Raw genomic sequence first — 16439 nt, 5'->3', positions numbered from 1 at the left:
CTGCTGTGCAACAGTGCTCGCGACATGCTCGGTGACATCCGTGCCGTTGGCCCCGGCGTGGAAGGTCCCGCCGGCGGCGCGGGTAGGCTCAAGAGCACTCGAGCTTGTGGTCTGGCGGAACGACGAAGGAGCGGTGATGCACTGTCCCTTCTGCCGTCATCCCGATTCGCGGGTGGTCGATTCCCGGGAGGCCGATGAGGGGCAGGCTATCCGGCGCAGGCGATCGTGCCCTGAATGTGGTCGCCGGTTCACCACGGTGGAGACCGCGGTGCTGGCCGTGGTCAAACGCAGCGGTGTTACCGAACCGTTCAGCCGGGAGAAGGTGGTGCGTGGCGTACGGCGCGCCTGCCAGGGCCGACAGGTGGACGACGATGCGCTCAACTTGCTGGCCCAACAGGTCGAGGACGCTGTGCGGGGCCTAGGTACGCCGGAGATTCCCAGCCATGAGGTCGGCCTGGCGATCCTGGGACCTCTGCGGGAACTTGACGAGGTGGCCTACCTGCGATTCGCCTCGGTGTACCGGTCGTTCACCTCGGCCGAAGATTTCGAACGGGAGATTGAGGCGCTACGCGCACACCGATCTGACTGATCGTTCCCTAGTCCAGTTGGGTGGTGCCGTCGTTGGCGACACTGCCTGCCACCCGAACCCAGCCTTCGGGGCTCCACCGCGTGTAGATCACCGAACCCTTGCCCTGGATGATCGTCAGATCGCAGCTGAGATAGTCGGTCATCCGCACGGCGGCCGCCCCGGTGGCTTCATCCTCTGGGATGCCCAGATGCGGGGCAAACATCCGCGAACGCAGCACACCCTGATCCCGGTCGATCCATGTCCACAGGTAGTTCTCGACGTCGTCGGAGAAGTCGTCGGGCTGCGCGGCCATCAGCTCGTCGATGGAGGTCAGATCATGAATGATGAATTCCGGAGCCCACTCCGAGCGGGCGTTCACCGCGGCCAGTTCGTCATCGTATTCAACCTGCACGATCCCGGCCGGCACCTGCAGAGTCTTGACCGGCTTCCCGATGTCGCGTAGCCACCACGAGGCTCCCACGGTCGGGTGTCCGGCGAATGCCAGTTCCGCTGTCGGCGTGTAGATCCGGGCGTGGGCCGAGTTGCCGCCCGGCGGTGGAACATCGATGAAAATCGTTTCGCTGTAACCTAATTCGGTGGCAATCCGCTGGCGGTCGGCGGGGTCCACAGTGCTGTTGTCGATCACGCCGAGCGGATTGCCGAACTTGCCGTCCGGATCGGTGAACACGCGCAGTACGGTCACATCAATGGCCATAAGCTGATGTTACGTGGTTACGGTCACCGGCGACGTGTCTCCGGACAGGGCTAGGTGGCGCTGCGTTCGTCGGCTTCCATGGCGTCGAGCACAGCGACTTGGGTGTCGAGGGGTCCCGAGATGGCGGCCTCACTGATCCCGGTGCGCAACAGATTTCGCAGCATTTCCTGGTCGTAGACAGCAGGTTCGGTGGAGTCGATGAACCGTTCCACTGTCTCGACGAAACGGTCGGGATCGTCATGGAATGGAAAATGCCCGGATCCCTCGAAGATTTCCAACCGGGAACCGGGCATTGCCGCATGTGCCATCTGAGCGTGACTGACCGGGATCACCGAGTCCAATGCGCCCCAGATGAGTTGTACAGGAACGGATTCGGTCAAGTAACAGCGGTCCAGCATGGTGACGACCTGGCCCCGCCAGTCCACTACGGCGCGTAGCGTGCGGGCGAACGCGGATGAAGCGGTGGGCTCAGGCAGATCGGCCAGAATACGCAACATGTCGGGGATGTCGCGTCCGATACCGGTGGAGCCGAACAACGTTCCCGCGGCGCGGCCGATGATTTGCAGCGTGGGCAGGACGAGTGGCAATCGCAACAAGGCCAGCGCCTCGCTACCCAACGGCAGTGCGGCGATACGCAGTGCGACATTGACGTCCTTGGTCACCCCGCCGGAGCCGACGAGAACTAGGCGGTCGACCAACTGCGGGAACTGGTAGGCGAATTGCATCGCCACCCCACCGCCGAGCGAGTGGCCGACGACGGTGACCCGGTCGATATCGAGGACGCTGAGCAGGTCCCGCATACCGTTGGCGTAGGCGGCGACTGAATAGTCCGCGCGGGGTTTGTCCGAGCGGCCGTGCCCGAGCAGATCCGGCGCGATGACGGTGAACCGCTGTGCGAGCGCGGTCTGCACGGTATGCCAGGTGGTCGAGTTGTCACCGATGCCGTGAATGAGCAGGATCGCCGGACCAGACCCAGCCACCCGGTACGCACGGCGATACCCGTGAACCGTGCGGAACTCCAGTGCCGGCGTGACCTCCCGCACCGACCGCAGATTGGGCTTTCGTTCCGTCATGTTCGCCAACCTCGCTGTCGGCCCTGCTGCGGGCTCCTAGGGGTGGTTCGGGTCTACATCGTCCGGGCCGTCCGTGTACCGGTCGCTCCGATATCTGTCGTCTTTGTACTTGTCGTCTTTGAACTTGTCACCGGCCTGCTGGGCGAGGAAACGTTCGAACTCGGCACCCAACTCGTCACCGCTGGGCAGTTCGTCGTCCCGCGCCAGTAGAGATCGATTCTCCTGTGCAGCAACGAAAGCATCGTACTGTCGCTCCAGCGCTGTCACCACTTGGGCGACCTCGGTGCTCGCCTCAACCTGCTCGTTGATCTTTCCGTACACCTCGGCGCCGGCCTCGGACAGAGCGGCCAGCGGCAATTGCAGCGAACCCGTTCTCGCCACCTCGGCCAGCAGCGCCTCGGCTGCGGGCGGATACTCGGTCTGGGCCAGGTAATGCGGAACGTGGACGGTGAACCCGACCACCTCGTGACCGTGCTGGGCCATCCGGAATTCCAGGAGATTGGACACACTGGCAGGCACCTGCACCTCGCCGACCCATGGAGTGTGCTCGGCGATCAACTCCTTGTTGTTGGCGTGCGCGGTCAACGTGATGGGACGGGTGTGCGGCACCGCCATCGGGATAGTGCCGAGACCGATCGTCTGACGGACACCGAGCCGCTCGGCGAGCAACCGGACCGCGGTGATGAATCGCTCCCAGCGCAGGTCCGGTTCCATGCCGGCCAGCAGCAGGAACGGCGTGCCGACACTGTCGTGCAGGGCGTAGAGGTTGAGTTCGGGGTCTTCGTAGCCGGTGAAATGGTCGGTCTTGAACGTCATCAGTGGCCGGCGCGACCGGTAGTCGAGCAGTTCGTCGATGGCGAACGAGGCGACCAGCTCGGTATCGAGGCTGTTCTTCAGATGCTCGGCCGCCAGCCGGATCGCGTGGCCGGCATCGGAGAATCCTTCCAGCGCGTGGATCATCACCGGGCCGCGTCCGTCGGACGCCGACAACTGCGGTGCCGGGAACTCCAGCTCGTACATCCCGCTCTGATCGGGCTGGTAGTGGTGCTCAGGGTGGTCGCTACTGTCGGCCATCTCTCCGTCTCCTTGTCGCTGCAGGCCCCGGTCCAGATCGGGTCCGGGGCCCCGTGCGGTGCCATATAGTGTCGCGCATTCCCATCGTGTGGGCGTGTCATGCCCCTCATGTGAAATTCGAACAGGCACCGCCAAGCCGTCATTCCGGCTTGAGCGACGGATATCGGGCAGGATCGGTGGTCATGCAGGCGGTCAGGGTTCGGATGCTGGCGGTCACGGCGGCCACGGTCATCGTCGTCGCATCCTGCGGCGCGCCGGCGGGCCGGGCCGGTTCCGTAACAACACCTTCCGCGTCGACATCGGCCGGCTCGGTTGCCAAGGTCACCCCGGAAGCCGATGCCGTCGAGGGTGCGGCCCCTGTCGCACCCAATCCGCGGGTGGGCGCGGTGTTTCTGGGTGGTGGAACCGCGGATTCGGTGCATACCTGCAGCGCCGCGGTACTCGACAGCAGTACCAGTGATCTGATTCTCACAGCCGCGCACTGTGTCGCCGACAGCATAGGCGCGACATTCATTCCGGGATTCCACGACGGGAACGACGACATTTGGCGGATCACCACGGTGTACCTGGATCCCCGGTGGGTCGCATCGCAAGACCCGCATGCCGATTTCGCCATTGCGCGGGTGCGTCACGACGCCGCAGCCGACACCGGATCGGTGCAGTCGTCGGCCGGTGGCGGACTCACTCTGGGGTCCACACCGCCCGCGGGCACGTCGGTCATGGTGACCGGTTATCCGATGGGGTCGGGCGGCGATCCGCTCGGCTGCCGAGGGGTCACCGGGTTGTCGGACGACGGTTACCCGTCGCTTCCGTGTATCGGCCTGACCGACGGTTTCAGCGGCGCACCATGGGTGGTGGGGTCGACTGTGATCGGCTTGATCGGCGGTCCAGACGGCGGTGGCTGCGACGACGATCTGTCTTTTTCGCCCCGGTTCGACAACTCGGTCCTGGAACTGCTGGCTCGCGCGGAGGCCGGCGGGGCGGGCGATTCCGCCCCATCGACCTACGACAGCGACTGTTAAGCGCGGAACTGGTTGAGCGCGCGCAGTTTGTTCATCACGTCGAGGGCGGCGACCTTGTAGGCCTCGGAGAACGTCGGGTAGTTGAACACCGCGTCAACGAGGTACTCCACGGTGCCACCGCACCCCATGACGGCCTGGCCGATGTGCACCATCTCGGTGGCGCTGGTGCCGAAGAGATGAACGCCCAGCAGACGTAGGTCCTCGGTGGACACGAGCAGTTTGAGCATGCCGTAGGAGTCGCCGGCGATCTGTCCGCGGGCCAGCTCGCGGTAGCGCGAGACCCCGACCTCGTAGGGAATCGAGTCCCTGGTCAGATCGACCTCGGTGGCGCCGACGTAGGACACCTCGGGGATCGAGTAGATACCGATGGGTTGCAGCTGCATCATGCCCTTGGTGGGCTCGCCGAACGCGTGGTAGGCCGCGAGTCGGCCCTGCTCCATCGAGGTCGCGGCCAAGGCGGGGAAGCCGATGACATCCCCGACCGCATAGATGTGGTCGACTTTGGTACAGAAGTTGTCGTCGACGAAGATCCGGCCTCGGTTGTCGGACTCCAGTCCTGCTTTGGACAGGTCGAGATGATCGGTCTGGCCTTGGCGGCCCGCCGAATACATCACCGTTTCGGCTGGGATTTGCTTGCCGCTGGCCAGGGTCGTGACGGTCCCGGCGGCGCCGACGTCGACAGCGGTCACCTCCTCACCGAACCGGAACGTCACAGCCAGGTCACGCAGGTGGAACTTGAGCGCCTCCACGATCTCCGGATCGCAGAAATCCAGCATGGAGTCGCGCTTTTCGACCACGGTCACCTTGGTGCCCAGCGCGGCGAACATCGATGCGTACTCGATGCCGATGACACCGGCGCCGACCACCACCATCGAGGTGGGCAGTGATTTGAGGTCGAGGATGCCGTCGGAATCCAGCACGCGCTGTTCGTCGAACTCGACGCCGACCGGGCGGGCAGGCTTGGTGCCGGTGGCCAGGACGATGTAGCGGCCCCGGACCGAGACCAGCTCGGCCCGGTTCGGATCCTCGACCAGGATGGTGTGGTCGTCGGCGAAGCGGCCGCGCCCGGTGTAGAGCTCTATGCGGTTACGCATGAGCTGCGAACGCACCACGTCGATCTCCTTGCCGATGACGTGCTGAGTGCGCGCCAGCAGATCGGCCGGCGTGATCTTGTCCTTGACGCGGTAACTGGCGCCGTACAGCTCGCGCTGGCTCATCCCGGTCAGGTAGACGACCGCCTCCCGCAGCGTCTTGGACGGGATGGTGCCGGTGTTGACACAGACCCCGCCGAGCATTCGTCCGCGCTCGATGACGGCGACGGTCTTACCGAGCTTTGCGGCGGCGATCGCGGCACGTTGACCGCCGGGACCTGAACCGATAACGACGAGGTCGTACTCCTGCATCGAACCCATGGGAAGTGTTTACGCCGATTGTTGTGATCTCGCACGCCGACCGCGCCAAATTGAGTATGAACAAATGCTCCGACCGTCATCCCCAAAGCGAGTTTCATCCACAGGGTGCGGTGATCGGGTACCGCGGCGGGTGAGTGCTGACGGTGGCTGCTGCGACGGTCTGACCATGACATTTTCATCGGATTCACCGAATACCGCGCAGTTCGGCCTCGGCCGGCCCGGCACCCTGATCGCGGCGCTGCCCGCGGTCCTCGGCTTCGTGCCCGAGCAGTCTCTGGTTTTGGTCACCGTCGACGATGGTGCGCTGGGATGCGTTTTGCGCGTCGATCTGTCGCCGGACATGACGGGCCGGATCGATCACCTGGTCTCGGTGGCCGCGGCAGCCGAGCCGCATTCGGCCATTGCGGTCTTTGTCGATGAGAACGCCGCCGACTGCCAACAGTGCAACGACGAATTCCGTGCGCTCGCGGCGATGCTGGCCGACGGGCTCGCGGCGTGCGGCATTGATCTACTCGCCGCACACGTGGTTGATCGAGTGGCTGCCGACGGTCACTGGCACTGCGCCGACGGTTGCGGCAGCCACGGCACTGTCGAGGATCCGTCCGCGTCGCCGTTGGCTGTAGCCGCGGTGCTCGACGGACGCAGGCTCTATCGGCGACGCGAGGAACTACAGCAGATCATCGATGCCGACCCGGTCCGCGGCGAGCGGTTGGCTCGGGTGATCGATGATCTGCCGAAGACTCCGGCCGCGCGTAGCCGCGCCCTGATACGTGGCGATATTGAAGCGGCGATAGCCACGGCGACCCGGTTCGCCGACGGGAAGCCGCCCAGCGATGGAGAGATCGCCCGAATCGCCGTGGCTTTGACCGACCCACGGGTACGCGACACGTTGTATGCGCTGGCGGTGGGGGACAGCGCCGGGGCAGCGGAGGCGCTGTGGGCCGAACTAGCTCGCGCGTTGCCGCCGCCGTGGCGGGCCGAGGCGCTCGCACTTCTGGCCTTCTCGGCCTACGTGAGGGGCGACGGCCCGTTGACGGGGGTATCACTAGACGCCGCGTTGGATTGTCAGCCGGATCATCGGATGGCGGGCATGCTCGATACCGCACTGCAGTCGGGTATGCGCCCAGACCAGATCCGTGAGCTGGCCCTGAGTGGTTATCGGCAGGCTGATCGACTTGGCGTGCAATTGCCGTCGCGGCGGGCTTTCGGTGGACACAATCGACGGGCCGGGGCGTGACGTGCGGCCCGCTCGGGTGAGATCAGACCTTCTCGACCTTGACGGCGTGCGCCATGTGATGGGGCAGCTCGACCTGCTGGTGGCCGGGGATCAGGATCATGACTCCGCCGTGGTCGTTGGCCTCGACGGTGACCCGGGCGTTCGGCACGACGCCGGCGTCCTTGAGTCGGCCGATCAACTCGGTGTCACCCTGGACGTGCTCCGTCAGCTGGCGCACCACGACCGCCACCGGCAAGCCGACTGGAAGTTCGGTCAGGCGGACCAGGCTTACGTCGCCAGAGTCGAATCCGGTGGCCCCGACCCCGAGCTCGGACAATCCCGGGATGGGGTTGCCAAACGGCGAGGTGGTGGGGTTGTCCAGCACGTGCATCAGCCGTCGCTCGACGTCTTCACTCATCACGTGTTCCCACCGGCACGCCTCGGCGTGCACGTCTTCCCAGGGGAGCCCGATGATGTCGACGAGAAGCCGCTCGGCCAGCCGGTGCTTACGCATCACCGCGACCGCGAGGGCGCGGCCTTTGTCGGTGAGTTCCAGGTGCCGGTCACCGGCGACGTGCAACAGCCCGTCCCGCTCCATTCGCGACACCGTCTGGCTGACAGTGGGTCCACTCTGGTCAAGTCGCTCGGCAATGCGGGCGCGCAGAGGCACCACGCCTTCTTCTTCGAGGTCGTAGATGGTCCGCAGATACATCTCGGTGGTATCGATAAGATCGTTCATTCGCGCCTTCCCAGCCCAAACTTCATCGCTCAGTCTACCGTTCAGGTGGCTTGAAGACGTGGCCAACGTGGTCGTACCGCTCACCGTTGTGGTGATGCCTCCCCGCGGGCACAGCGCGCGAAACGCGATGTGCCCGCCGGCGAATCCGACGGGCACATCCAGGGGCACGTTTAGCTTGCGTACGAGCGGAGCCTGTCGGCCCGCTCGCCGTTGCGGAGTTTGGACATGACCTCGCGTTCGATCTGGCGGACCCGCTCGCGGGACAGTCCGAACAATTTGCCGATCTGGTCGAGCGTGCGCGGCTGGCCGTCGTCGAGGCCGAACCGCAGCCGGATCACCTGCTGCTCACGCTCATCGAGCGTGGCCAGCACATAGCGGATGTCGGTGTGCAGGAGTTCGGAGATCACCGCGTTCTCCGCCGACATGGCTTCGGAATCTTCAATGAAGTCGCCGAGCGGCGCTTCTTCGTCGGTGCCCACCGGCATATCCAGGCTCACCGGATCGCGACTGTGCTCCAGCAGATCGTTGATCTTCTCCACCGGGATACCCGATTCCTCGGCCAGCTCCTCGTCGGTGGCCTCGCGGCCGAGGTTCTGATGCATCTCCCGCTTGATCCGGGCCAGCTTGTTGACCTGCTCGACCAGGTGGACGGGCAAACGGATGGTGCGGCTCTGATCGGCCATACCGCGGGTGATGGCCTGCCGGATCCACCAGGTGGCGTAAGTGGAGAACTTGAAGCCCTTGGTGTAGTCGAACTTCTCCATTGCTCGGATGAGCCCAAGGTTGCCCTCCTGGATCAGGTCCAGCAGCGGCATGCCGCGGCCCGTGTAACGCTTCGCCAGCGACACGACCAGGCGCAGGTTGGCTTCCAACAGATGTCGCCGGGCAGCCTCCCCGTCCCGGACGACGATTCCCAGCTCACGTTTGCGCGTTTCGCCGAGGCGCTTCTTGGTGTCCAGCAGGTGCTGGGCATACAACCCGGCCTCAATACGTTTCGCGAGCTCTACTTCATCGGCAGCATTGAGCAACGCCGTTTTGCCGATGCCGTTCAAGTACACGCGCACGAGGTCTGCAGCCGGGCTCTGGGCGTCCAGATCGGTGTCAACGCGGCTTGTGGTGGCATTTGCCATGACGGCCTCCTGATCGGCTCGAACTGTCACCACGTATAACGCGGTGAGCCCACCAAGAGTTCCCGTTGATTGCCGATTTCATGCCTGTTGACCTGCAGTTTTTCGGCGATGACCTGAGATTATCCTGAGAATAGCTAAAGAAGTGTCTCAGCCAGGAACGTTGCCCGGCGGCTGGTCCTCATCCGGTTGCGGTGAGACCGGTCCGTCGGGCTCCAGCGCAGGCCTTTGCGCGATCGGGAAGAGCTGCACGCGTTCCCCGCCATGTTTGTAGCGGCGGGGCTCTTCGGCGCGACGAGGCGGGCGGTCGTTGGCGATCAGCACAGCCATCCACGGCAGTGGTACTGAAACCAGGATGATCGCCAACGAGATCAGGCCGTTGCCCCACAGGTTGTAAGCGAGGGCGGCCAGGAGCAACGCCGGGATCCGGAACGCCATCAACGTCAGGTACTTGCGTACCCGGGCGCGGTGTTGTTCCTCGTAGGCCACTGCAGCGCGGGTGATGAGAACCGGGCGACCTTCACCATCGAAATCGTCGTCGAAACTCAGCTCGTGGCTTTGTTTCATACCTCTACTGTTCCACACCTTGGCGGCGCCGTCGCAGGCGGATTTCCTGGAGCGGCGGTGATGGGCACGATAGGAGCCGCGGACGTGAGGAGCACAATAGGAGCCGCGGACGTGAGGAGCACAATACAAAGATGCAGACCCAGACGATTGAACGCACCGACGCAGATGAACGCGTCGACGACGGCACCGACAGCGACACCCCGAAGTATTTTCATTACGTCAAGAAGGACAAGATCGCCGAGAGTGCTGTGATGGGCACCCACGTCGTCGCGCTGTGCGGCGAGGTATTCCCGGTGACCAAGGCTGCCAAGCCGGGTTCGCCCGTCTGCCCCGACTGCAAACGAATCTACGAATCGCTCAAGAAGTAGTCGGCTCTTCGGTGTCGGCGGCCGATGCCCTGGCCGCCGAGCCGTTTCCGTTGAGCGCTTTGTCCCCCAGCCAGTCCCGTAGTCGTTGGGCGTGGGTATCCGCCGCGGGCCATTCCTCTTGGATGGCGGCGTTGAGTTCGGCGCCCAGCATCACGGCGAAGCCCAGGAAGAACGCGAACAGCAGGAATGCGATCGGGGTGGCCAGTGCGCCGTAGGTGTAGCCGGTTTGGGTGATCCAGTTCAGGTAGAAGCGCAGCCCGACTGTCGCCACCATGAACACCACAGTGGCCAGCACCGAACCGAGCAGCAATCGATGGGTCGGCAGCGGCTTGGGCAACGAGACCCGGTACAACAGCGTCACGCCGGCCACCACAGCCAGGAACAATGCGGGGAAGTATCCATAGCGCAGCCCGTTGTCCCAGCTGGCGGGGATGTGCTCGCCGATGGTGCGCGGTCCCAGCGCGATGAACGGCGCCGTGGCGATCGCGCCGATCAGCATCACCACGTAGAGGCCCAGGGCGTAGAACCGCTGGCGCACGGGGTGTCGCAGCGGCGTCTGGTCGTGGGCCTCGACGACCGAGTCGACGAATGCCGAGACCGCCGAAGATCCCGCCCACAACGAGATCACGAACCCCAACGACACGACCTCGCCGCGTGCGCTGGACGCGATGTCACGAATCGTCGGCTCGATGATCTCGTTGACGACGTTCTTCGAGAAGAAGCTGTTCGCTGTGTTGATCAGCTGATCCAGGATCGCGGGCAACGTATCGGGCCCGAACAGCGGCGCGATGTATGCCAGGCTGCCCAGCATCCCCAACAGCAACGGTGGCAATGACAGCGCACACCAGAAAGCAGCCTGGGCCGATTCAGAGAAAATCGAGTCGTCCCAGCTCTTGGACAACGTGCGCCGTGCGATATGCCAGATGTGATGGCGTGACGGAGGTACTGGAAGCGGCTGGCCGGTCATGTCCAGACCAGCATTACGGACGAGGCGTGCTCCTGCCTAGGCGGGTGTTGCTCAGCTGTGCTTATGCCTCGACCGGGCTCACTTCGATGACGGCGGCCAGCTCTACCAGCTTGGCCTCGTGCTCGTTGGCGTGATGCTGGCAGAAGAGAAGCTCGCTGCCCGACGGCAGGGTCGCGCGCACTCGTGCGGCAGCACCGCAGCGGTCGCAACGATGGGCTCTGGTTAGCTCCGGGGTGGTCAGAGTTGCGTTCATGGCTCCTCCGTCTTCTGCTCTGCGCATCCCGGCAATGGCGCCGGGTTGCGTGTCTCTACTGTCTCAGACGTTTTCGGTTCCGGCGTTGTTCCCTAGGGGTTTACCGGTGTGTCGTGTCTCACTTGGCTGTGAATTGCTCGACCGGCAAGCTGGCGGCATGCATCCGTCGCCGGCCGTGCTGGTCCACCTGTGCAGTGCCCGGGAGTGGCAGGGCGCCCAAGCGTCCGGCGAGCACCGGCCGCCTTCGTTGGACGCCCAGGGCTTCGTTCATCTCTCGGCCCCTGAGCAGGTACATCTGCCCGCCAACCGGCTCTATGCCGGCCGTACCGACCTGGTGCTGCTCTATATCGACGCCGCAGAGCTGACAGCGCCGGTGCGCTGGGAGCCCGGCGTTCCGTCCGATCCCGAAGCCATGCTGTTCCCACATCTGTACGGGCCACTGCCCGCCGCGGCTGTGACGGCCACCGCTGCCTACCTGCCGGCCTCCGACGGCAGCTTTTCGCCACTTCCGGCGATGTAGGCGTCGGTCTCGATCTCGACGAGTAGTTCCGGTGCGATGAGCGCCGAAACCTCGACCATCGTCGTGACCGGACGGATGTTTCCGAATACCTCGGCGTGGGCTGCCGCGACATCTCGCCATCGGCTGATGTCAGTGACGAACACCCGGGTGCGCACCACGTCGGCGAGGCTGGCTCCGGCGTCGCGCAGGGCCTGTTCGATGCGGGCCAGTGCGTCGCGGGTCTGGGCGGCGACGTCGTCCCCGGCGCCGGTGGTGCCGGAGATCGCGACGTGACCGCCGATCCGGACGGCGCGGGAGTATCCGACGATGTCCTCGAACTCGGATCCGGAGCTGATGTTGATACGCGGCTGCGACATGCCGTCAGCGTAGCCGGAACCCGCACCGGCAGATCACCCGCGGCGCCCGCGGGCCAGGCCGGCGCAGTACCCGCACCGTGAAGCTGTCGCGGGGTCGTTGTCGGGCCACAGCGTGGCTCCCGGCTTCATGCCTCGCGGCCCGAAGTCGGATGTGAAGGTCACGCCTGTGGTGCCACGGCTGGGTGCAGGCACTCCACTGGAGCACTTCGAAATCACGTCAGTGCCGGGGGAGCGCGGTGATATGTCGGGGTATCGCCACTTCGCCGCGTTCCTCGAAAAGTATTGTGGCCGCTGCCATGTCGACGGCGATATGCGGCCTCCATGCCTTTGGCCACCAACGTCTCATCGCCGATGTCCATCGTAAGCGCCTGTCGCAGGCGGTGATGTTGCCGGATGTCATTGGCTCATAACATATTTCATAGTCAGGCCAGCAGTCCAGCCGTCGTCGGCCGCGCACCGCAGCCCAGCAGATTTGACGCAACCTGGACGATTCGGTGCCGAGCCGGCCGGCCCCAAGGGCAGCGGCCCCGGCAATGCCTCCGCACGAAATTCGAGTAGTGCATTACTCGATCGCTCGGCCCGGGCCCGGTCATATGCTCGCTGCAGGTGAGGCACGGGAAACGGGAGCGAGGATCACCGGTAAAGATGAAACTCGATCCGGCGGCAAGCGCCGATTGTTCGGACCGATGGATGGGCAATCGTGACTGAACGCGTTGTACTACAGGAAAAGCTGCGGATGCCCGAGGTTTCAGGTCTGGTCCGGACCCGGTTGGAAGCGCCGCTGCTGTCCGGCCCGCAAACAGATGTCGACCTCGTCGTCGCACCCGCCGGCTCTGGGAAGACGACACTGTTGGCGCACGTGGCCGCCGCATCGACCCGGCCGGTGGGGTGGTACCGGATTACCTCTGATGATTCGACCGAGAGTCGGATGGTCGCGCACCTGGCCGCCGCGCTGTCGGTCGTGGCCGACACTAATGATGCCGGTTCGATGGCTGAACTGCTGGCTGCTCTGGATAGGGGGGCCACCGTGTGCGGTGTGCTCATCCTCGACGACGTTCACGAGATCGCCGACACTCCCGCGGAACGGGCATTGGAGCAGTTCATCTCGCTGCGACCGCGCGGGCTTCAACTGATCTGCGGATCGCGCCGGATGCCCGAGATCAACATCTCCCGGATCCGGGTGTCGGGGTCGATCTCTGAAACGGCAAGTGACGACTTGCGTTTCCGCTCCTGGGAGGTCGAGGAATTGTTTGCCTCGGTGTACCACGAGCCGTTGCGTCCGGAGGCTGCGGCCACGCTGACCCGCCGCACCGGTGGGTGGGCCGCCGGGCTGCAGCTGTTCCACCTCGCCACCGTAGGGCGCACTGCAGCCGAACGCCATCAAGCTGTCGCCGATCTCGGCGGGCGGTCAAAACTGGTGCGGTCGTACCTGACTTGCAAGGTCCTGGCCGAACTGCCCGCGGAGCGCAGGGACTTCCTGCTGCGGACTTGCACTCTCGGACGGTTGTCCGGCATGGCCTGCGATGCCTTGCTCGGGATCAACGGAAGCCATCGCATCCTCGAGGAGCTGGAAAGCGCCCAGCTGTTCACCTTCACCGACGACGGCGGTATCTACTTCCGTTATCACGAAGTGCTGCAATCTCACCTGGAGTTGGCTCTGGTCGAGCAGTACGGCGCCGCCGCTGCCAGGGACTGCTATCGCAAGAGCGCGAGTGTTCTGGAATCGCTCGGCGAGATCCGTTCGGCAGCAAGAGTTTTTGCCAAGGCTGGGGACTGGTCCGCGGTGTCGCGGTTGGTGCAGTACACCGGTGGGCAGCACGTCGATGCCACCGCGCTTGACGATGCCCACCTCCTGCCGGTCAGCACCTGGCAGCACGATCCGTGGCTGGCGTTGGCTCATGCCCGACGACTGGTTAGGGCGGGTGAGCTGGCCCGGGCGGTCGAGGCGTATCGGCACGCCCGGACTCTTTGCGACGAGCTGAATTATCAGCAGATGTGTTGTGATGAGGTCGATGTGGTCTCGGCCTGGCTGTCCGCCGAGCCTGCGGGCCGGTGCCCGGCGACGCTGGCGCATCACTGGAGCGGAGCGTTGCGGCAAGCCCTGCTCCGCTTGCCCGATGTCGCCGGCAGGCAAAGGTATGTCGATGCCCGCGAGCAGTTGATGTGCGGGATTGCCGCGGTCGCCGCGGGTGAGCTCAGCACGGCCCGGGGGATTCTGGAGTCGATCGACGGGATGGTTTCGACCGAGGGACCTGTCGATGCGCTGGCCGCGGTCGGTGCCGACCTGGTGGTGGCCGCCCTCGACCTCTTCGACGGTGCCGCGCCGGACCTGTCCTCGCGGTTCAGCACCATAGCGGTGGCGGCCGAAAATGAGGGACTGCCCTGGATTTCCCGGCTCTGCCACGGCTTGGAGCAGATTTCATTGATCGTGTCACGGGACGCGTTGTGGCGCTTGGAGAGTTGCTCGGACATCATCGCCGCGGCCGAGCAGGTGGGAGACCGCTGGGGTGCGGGTCTGCTGCTCTTCGCGGTCGGGCTGGCCAAGAACCAGGTGGGTCAGGACGGAACCGACGAACTGGATACTGCACACACGCTGTTCGGGGAACTCGGTGCCCCGGTGCTGCAGCTGTGGTGTCGATTGGTGTCGACGGTGCGCGCCCCGACAGTGCCGGTGGCCCGGGAACTGGTGACAATCAGCCAGATGTTGCGGGCACGCGGTGCGTACGCGATTGCGCTCGGTCTGCTGCAGGCGGCGTCGATTCAGACTGTGCCCGAGACAGTCGAGACCGGCCCGCTGGCCGAGGCCTGCGGGGTGCCGCTGCTGTGTCGCGGCGACACCTGCGCCCCACGCGGTGCGATGGCCACGGCCGTCGAGGTGGTCGAGGCGAGTCTGCCGCCGGTGGCGATCACCTGCTTCGGCGAATACCGCATCGCGATCGACGGTGAGGTCATGGCGCTGGGCCAGTTGCGACCCCAAGCGCGGTGGGTTCTGCAGATCCTGTCGGCAGCGCCGAGGCATGACCACCACCGAGAACTCCTGGAGGACATCCTGTGGCCGGGCGTCGACCATGCGGTCGCCTGCCATCGATTGCAAGTGGCGGTCTCGAGCGTACGGACGATGTTTGGTCAGACTGATCTGGTCATCGGTCGACACGGCGAGTCGTATCGGTTGGAGTTGGACGAGCGGTCCACGGTCGATGTATGCGATTTCACCGATGCGCTGGACCGAGCCACTGCCGCGTCGGCGCGGGGCGATCTGCACGGCCGGATGGCCGCACGGCACGAGGCGATGAGCCTCTACACCGGCGAGTTGCTGCCGGAAATCTCGGGCTCGTCGTACCTCGACACTGAACGTGACCGGTTGCAGCGTGCGGCCGCGGCCGCCGCCGCGGCGCTGGCAGCTGATCACCAGAGCCTCGACGAGTTCGAGCAGGCACTGGCGATGGCGCAACGCTCGGTGCAGCTAGAGCCGTACCAGGACACAGCCTGGGTGGTGCTCGCCGAATTGCATAAATCGCTGGGCGATCACAGCTCGGCCGAGCTGATGCGCCGCGAGCACGCTCGCCTGCAGGCTGACCTGGTTGCCATGTAGCCGGCTCGCGCCGTGGCCAAAACCACAAGGTGTCGGGGTTTCCTTGATGAAGTGTTGATGGCCGGGCCGAGCGCGTCGACCGGCGACACCACCAAGCTCACGCCAACTGCCCTGCGGCACAGCAGATCACGGTGTGAGGGCACCATCCGTGCGCAGGGCAAGAATCAGATGAGCCCTTCGCGTACCGCATAGGCAACAGCATGTGAGCGATTGCGTAACTGCAGGCGGGTGGTGACGTCGTGCAGGACGTTCTTCACGGTGCGCTGGCTGTAGCACAACTGTCGGGCGATCTCGTTGGTGTCATGGCCGTCGGCGATCAATCGCAGCACCTGAACCTCCCGGTCGGACAACCCGGTGAAGCTCAGCCCGCGCGGCGACAGCACCTGGCGTTGCAGCTGGCCCACCTGCCCCAGCAGGTGGCCGAGCAGATCCGAGGGGATGACGCCGTCGCCGGCAGCCACCTTGTGGATGGTGCGCACCAGCAGGTCCGGTGTCGCCTCACCGCGCCGGAGCAGCCCGCTGACACCGACCTCTGCGGCGGTCACGACAGTGCTGTCGTCGATGGCGCTCATCACCAGAACAGTGTGTGCGACGCCGGCCTTCTTCAACGAGCGGAGGATGCGGATGGTCTCGTCATCGAGTGTGTCGGCCACCGCGATTCCTACCTCGACACCGTCGAGATTGCCGGATTCGACGACGTCGATCTCGGGACGCATGCGCAATTGGCTGATCACGCCGGCCTGCAGGATCGGGTCGTCGGCGTAGACGTAGGTGGATACTCGGCGCTGCATGGCGATTCCCCTTCGGGCGGGCGGACAGTTGCCAACGAGTATCCGGACGGGCATCAACGGCGGCTCAACAGTGCAGACG

Annotated in this window: 17 protein-coding genes; 6 read left to right on the top strand and 11 right to left on the bottom strand. The window is 64.9% G+C overall.

Features of this window, described 5'->3' with window-relative positions; genetic code table 11:
* Positions 1–136: 136 nt before the first annotated feature.
* On the top strand, positions 137–589 hold the full coding sequence (gene nrdR, locus B133_RS0109030; protein ID WP_026256171.1) for a transcriptional regulator NrdR: 453 nt from the start codon (positions 137–139) through the stop codon (positions 587–589).
* Between the two features lie 7 nt (positions 590–596).
* Here nrdR and B133_RS0109025 read toward each other — a convergent pair whose 3' ends face one another.
* From B133_RS0109025 to B133_RS0109015, 3 genes are read right to left on the bottom strand one after another with little or no spacing between them, the layout of a single operon-like run.
* The gene (locus tag B133_RS0109025; RefSeq protein WP_018600564.1) at positions 597–1283 is read right to left on the bottom strand and encodes a PhzF family phenazine biosynthesis protein; all 687 of its coding nucleotides are present in this window, start codon (positions 1281–1283) and stop codon (positions 597–599) included.
* Positions 1284–1333: 50 nt separating this feature from the next.
* Positions 1334–2356 carry an alpha/beta fold hydrolase gene (locus tag B133_RS0109020; RefSeq protein ID WP_018600562.1) on the bottom strand — a complete coding sequence of 341 codons (1023 nt, stop codon included), beginning with the start codon at positions 2354–2356 and terminating at the stop codon, positions 1334–1336.
* Positions 2357–2392: 36 nt separating this feature from the next.
* Positions 2393–3430: a proteasome assembly chaperone family protein gene (locus B133_RS0109015; protein WP_018600560.1), complete on the bottom strand. Its 1038-nt coding sequence runs from the start codon at positions 3428–3430 to the stop codon at positions 2393–2395.
* 182 nt (positions 3431–3612) lie between these two features.
* On the opposite strand from B133_RS0109015, the gene B133_RS0109005 reads away from it, so the two are divergent.
* Positions 3613–4452: a serine protease gene (locus tag B133_RS0109005; protein WP_036418513.1), complete on the top strand. Its 840-nt coding sequence runs from the start codon at positions 3613–3615 to the stop codon at positions 4450–4452.
* On the opposite strand, the gene sthA is transcribed toward B133_RS0109005, so the two are convergent.
* Positions 4449–5855: a Si-specific NAD(P)(+) transhydrogenase gene (gene sthA, locus B133_RS0109000; RefSeq protein WP_198291053.1), complete on the bottom strand. Its 1407-nt coding sequence runs from the start codon at positions 5853–5855 to the stop codon at positions 4449–4451. The two genes, B133_RS0109005 and sthA, sit on opposite strands and share 4 nt — an antisense overlap.
* Before the next feature lie 175 nt (positions 5856–6030).
* Between sthA and B133_RS0108995 the strand changes: the two genes are divergently transcribed.
* Complete coding sequence (locus B133_RS0108995; RefSeq protein ID WP_018600554.1) at positions 6031–7101, top strand: DUF4192 domain-containing protein; 1071 nt, start codon at positions 6031–6033, stop codon at positions 7099–7101.
* Positions 7102–7123: 22 nt separating this feature from the next.
* On the opposite strand, the gene B133_RS0108990 is transcribed toward B133_RS0108995, so the two are convergent.
* The 3 genes from B133_RS0108990 to B133_RS0108980 form a co-directional block, all read right to left on the bottom strand.
* Entirely contained in the window at positions 7124–7819 is a 696-nt protein-coding gene (locus B133_RS0108990; protein ID WP_018600553.1) for a metal-dependent transcriptional regulator, read from the bottom strand.
* A 170-nt stretch (positions 7820–7989) separates the two neighbouring features.
* Positions 7990–8979 (bottom strand): sigma-70 family RNA polymerase sigma factor, encoded by a 990-nt coding sequence (locus tag B133_RS0108985; RefSeq protein WP_255327448.1) that lies wholly within the window; start codon positions 8977–8979, stop codon positions 7990–7992.
* Between the two features lie 117 nt (positions 8980–9096).
* Complete coding sequence (locus tag B133_RS0108980) at positions 9097–9513, bottom strand: DUF3099 domain-containing protein (RefSeq protein WP_018600549.1); 417 nt, start codon at positions 9511–9513, stop codon at positions 9097–9099.
* 131 nt (positions 9514–9644) lie between these two features.
* Here B133_RS0108980 and B133_RS0108975 point away from each other — a divergent pair, with 131 nt between their 5' ends.
* The gene (locus B133_RS0108975; RefSeq protein ID WP_018600547.1) at positions 9645–9881 is read left to right on the top strand and encodes a DUF3039 domain-containing protein; all 237 of its coding nucleotides are present in this window, start codon (positions 9645–9647) and stop codon (positions 9879–9881) included.
* Here the strand turns inward: B133_RS0108975 and B133_RS0108970 are convergent.
* Positions 9871–10848: a YihY/virulence factor BrkB family protein gene (locus B133_RS0108970; RefSeq protein WP_018600545.1), complete on the bottom strand. Its 978-nt coding sequence runs from the start codon at positions 10846–10848 to the stop codon at positions 9871–9873. The genes B133_RS0108975 and B133_RS0108970 overlap by 11 nt on opposite strands.
* A 61-nt stretch (positions 10849–10909) precedes the next feature.
* Positions 10910–11101 (bottom strand): hypothetical protein, encoded by a 192-nt coding sequence (locus B133_RS0108965; RefSeq protein ID WP_026256169.1) that lies wholly within the window; start codon positions 11099–11101, stop codon positions 10910–10912.
* A 157-nt stretch (positions 11102–11258) separates the two neighbouring features.
* Here B133_RS0108965 and B133_RS0108960 point away from each other — a divergent pair, with 157 nt between their 5' ends.
* Entirely contained in the window at positions 11259–11621 is a 363-nt protein-coding gene (locus tag B133_RS0108960; protein WP_018600541.1) for a DUF952 domain-containing protein, read from the top strand.
* On the opposite strand, the gene B133_RS0108955 is transcribed toward B133_RS0108960, so the two are convergent.
* Positions 11573–11977: a RidA family protein gene (locus B133_RS0108955; protein ID WP_018600540.1), complete on the bottom strand. Its 405-nt coding sequence runs from the start codon at positions 11975–11977 to the stop codon at positions 11573–11575. The genes B133_RS0108960 and B133_RS0108955 overlap by 49 nt on opposite strands.
* Before the next feature lie 700 nt (positions 11978–12677).
* Between B133_RS0108955 and B133_RS0108950 the strand changes: the two genes are divergently transcribed.
* Positions 12678–15569, top strand: coding sequence for a BTAD domain-containing putative transcriptional regulator (locus tag B133_RS0108950; protein ID WP_036418508.1), 2892 nt, complete (start codon positions 12678–12680; stop codon positions 15567–15569).
* Positions 15570–15733: 164 nt separating this feature from the next.
* On the opposite strand, the gene B133_RS0108945 is transcribed toward B133_RS0108950, so the two are convergent.
* Positions 15734–16360, bottom strand: coding sequence for a response regulator transcription factor (locus B133_RS0108945; protein ID WP_018600536.1), 627 nt, complete (start codon positions 16358–16360; stop codon positions 15734–15736).
* Between the last annotated feature and the right edge of the window lie 79 nt (positions 16361–16439).

The sequence above is a fragment of the Mycobacterium sp. 155 genome, assembly GCF_000373905.1.
Taxonomy (GTDB): domain Bacteria; phylum Actinomycetota; class Actinomycetes; order Mycobacteriales; family Mycobacteriaceae; genus Mycobacterium.
This window is presented reverse-complemented; position numbering and strand designations above follow the sequence as displayed.

Coding starts and splice junctions, on each gene's coding strand:
- nrdR (WP_026256171.1), top strand. CDS start 137: ATGCACTGTCCCTTCTGCCGTCATCCCGATTCGCGGGTGGTCGATTCC.
- B133_RS0109025 (WP_018600564.1), bottom strand. CDS start 1,283: ATGGCCATTGATGTGACCGTACTGCGCGTGTTCACCGATCCGGACGGC.
- B133_RS0109020 (WP_018600562.1), bottom strand. CDS start 2,356: ATGACGGAACGAAAGCCCAATCTGCGGTCGGTGCGGGAGGTCACGCCG.
- B133_RS0109015 (WP_018600560.1), bottom strand. CDS start 3,430: ATGGCCGACAGTAGCGACCACCCTGAGCACCACTACCAGCCCGATCAG.
- B133_RS0109005 (WP_036418513.1), top strand. CDS start 3,613: ATGCAGGCGGTCAGGGTTCGGATGCTGGCGGTCACGGCGGCCACGGTC.
- sthA (WP_198291053.1), bottom strand. CDS start 5,855: ATGCAGGAGTACGACCTCGTCGTTATCGGTTCAGGTCCCGGCGGTCAA.
- B133_RS0108995 (WP_018600554.1), top strand. CDS start 6,031: ATGACATTTTCATCGGATTCACCGAATACCGCGCAGTTCGGCCTCGGC.
- B133_RS0108990 (WP_018600553.1), bottom strand. CDS start 7,819: ATGAACGATCTTATCGATACCACCGAGATGTATCTGCGGACCATCTAC.
- B133_RS0108980 (WP_018600549.1), bottom strand. CDS start 9,513: ATGAAACAAAGCCACGAGCTGAGTTTCGACGACGATTTCGATGGTGAA.
- B133_RS0108975 (WP_018600547.1), top strand. CDS start 9,645: ATGCAGACCCAGACGATTGAACGCACCGACGCAGATGAACGCGTCGAC.
- B133_RS0108970 (WP_018600545.1), bottom strand. CDS start 10,848: ATGACCGGCCAGCCGCTTCCAGTACCTCCGTCACGCCATCACATCTGG.
- B133_RS0108965 (WP_026256169.1), bottom strand. CDS start 11,101: ATGAACGCAACTCTGACCACCCCGGAGCTAACCAGAGCCCATCGTTGC.
- B133_RS0108960 (WP_018600541.1), top strand. CDS start 11,259: ATGCATCCGTCGCCGGCCGTGCTGGTCCACCTGTGCAGTGCCCGGGAG.
- B133_RS0108955 (WP_018600540.1), bottom strand. CDS start 11,977: ATGTCGCAGCCGCGTATCAACATCAGCTCCGGATCCGAGTTCGAGGAC.
- B133_RS0108945 (WP_018600536.1), bottom strand. CDS start 16,360: ATGCAGCGCCGAGTATCCACCTACGTCTACGCCGACGACCCGATCCTG.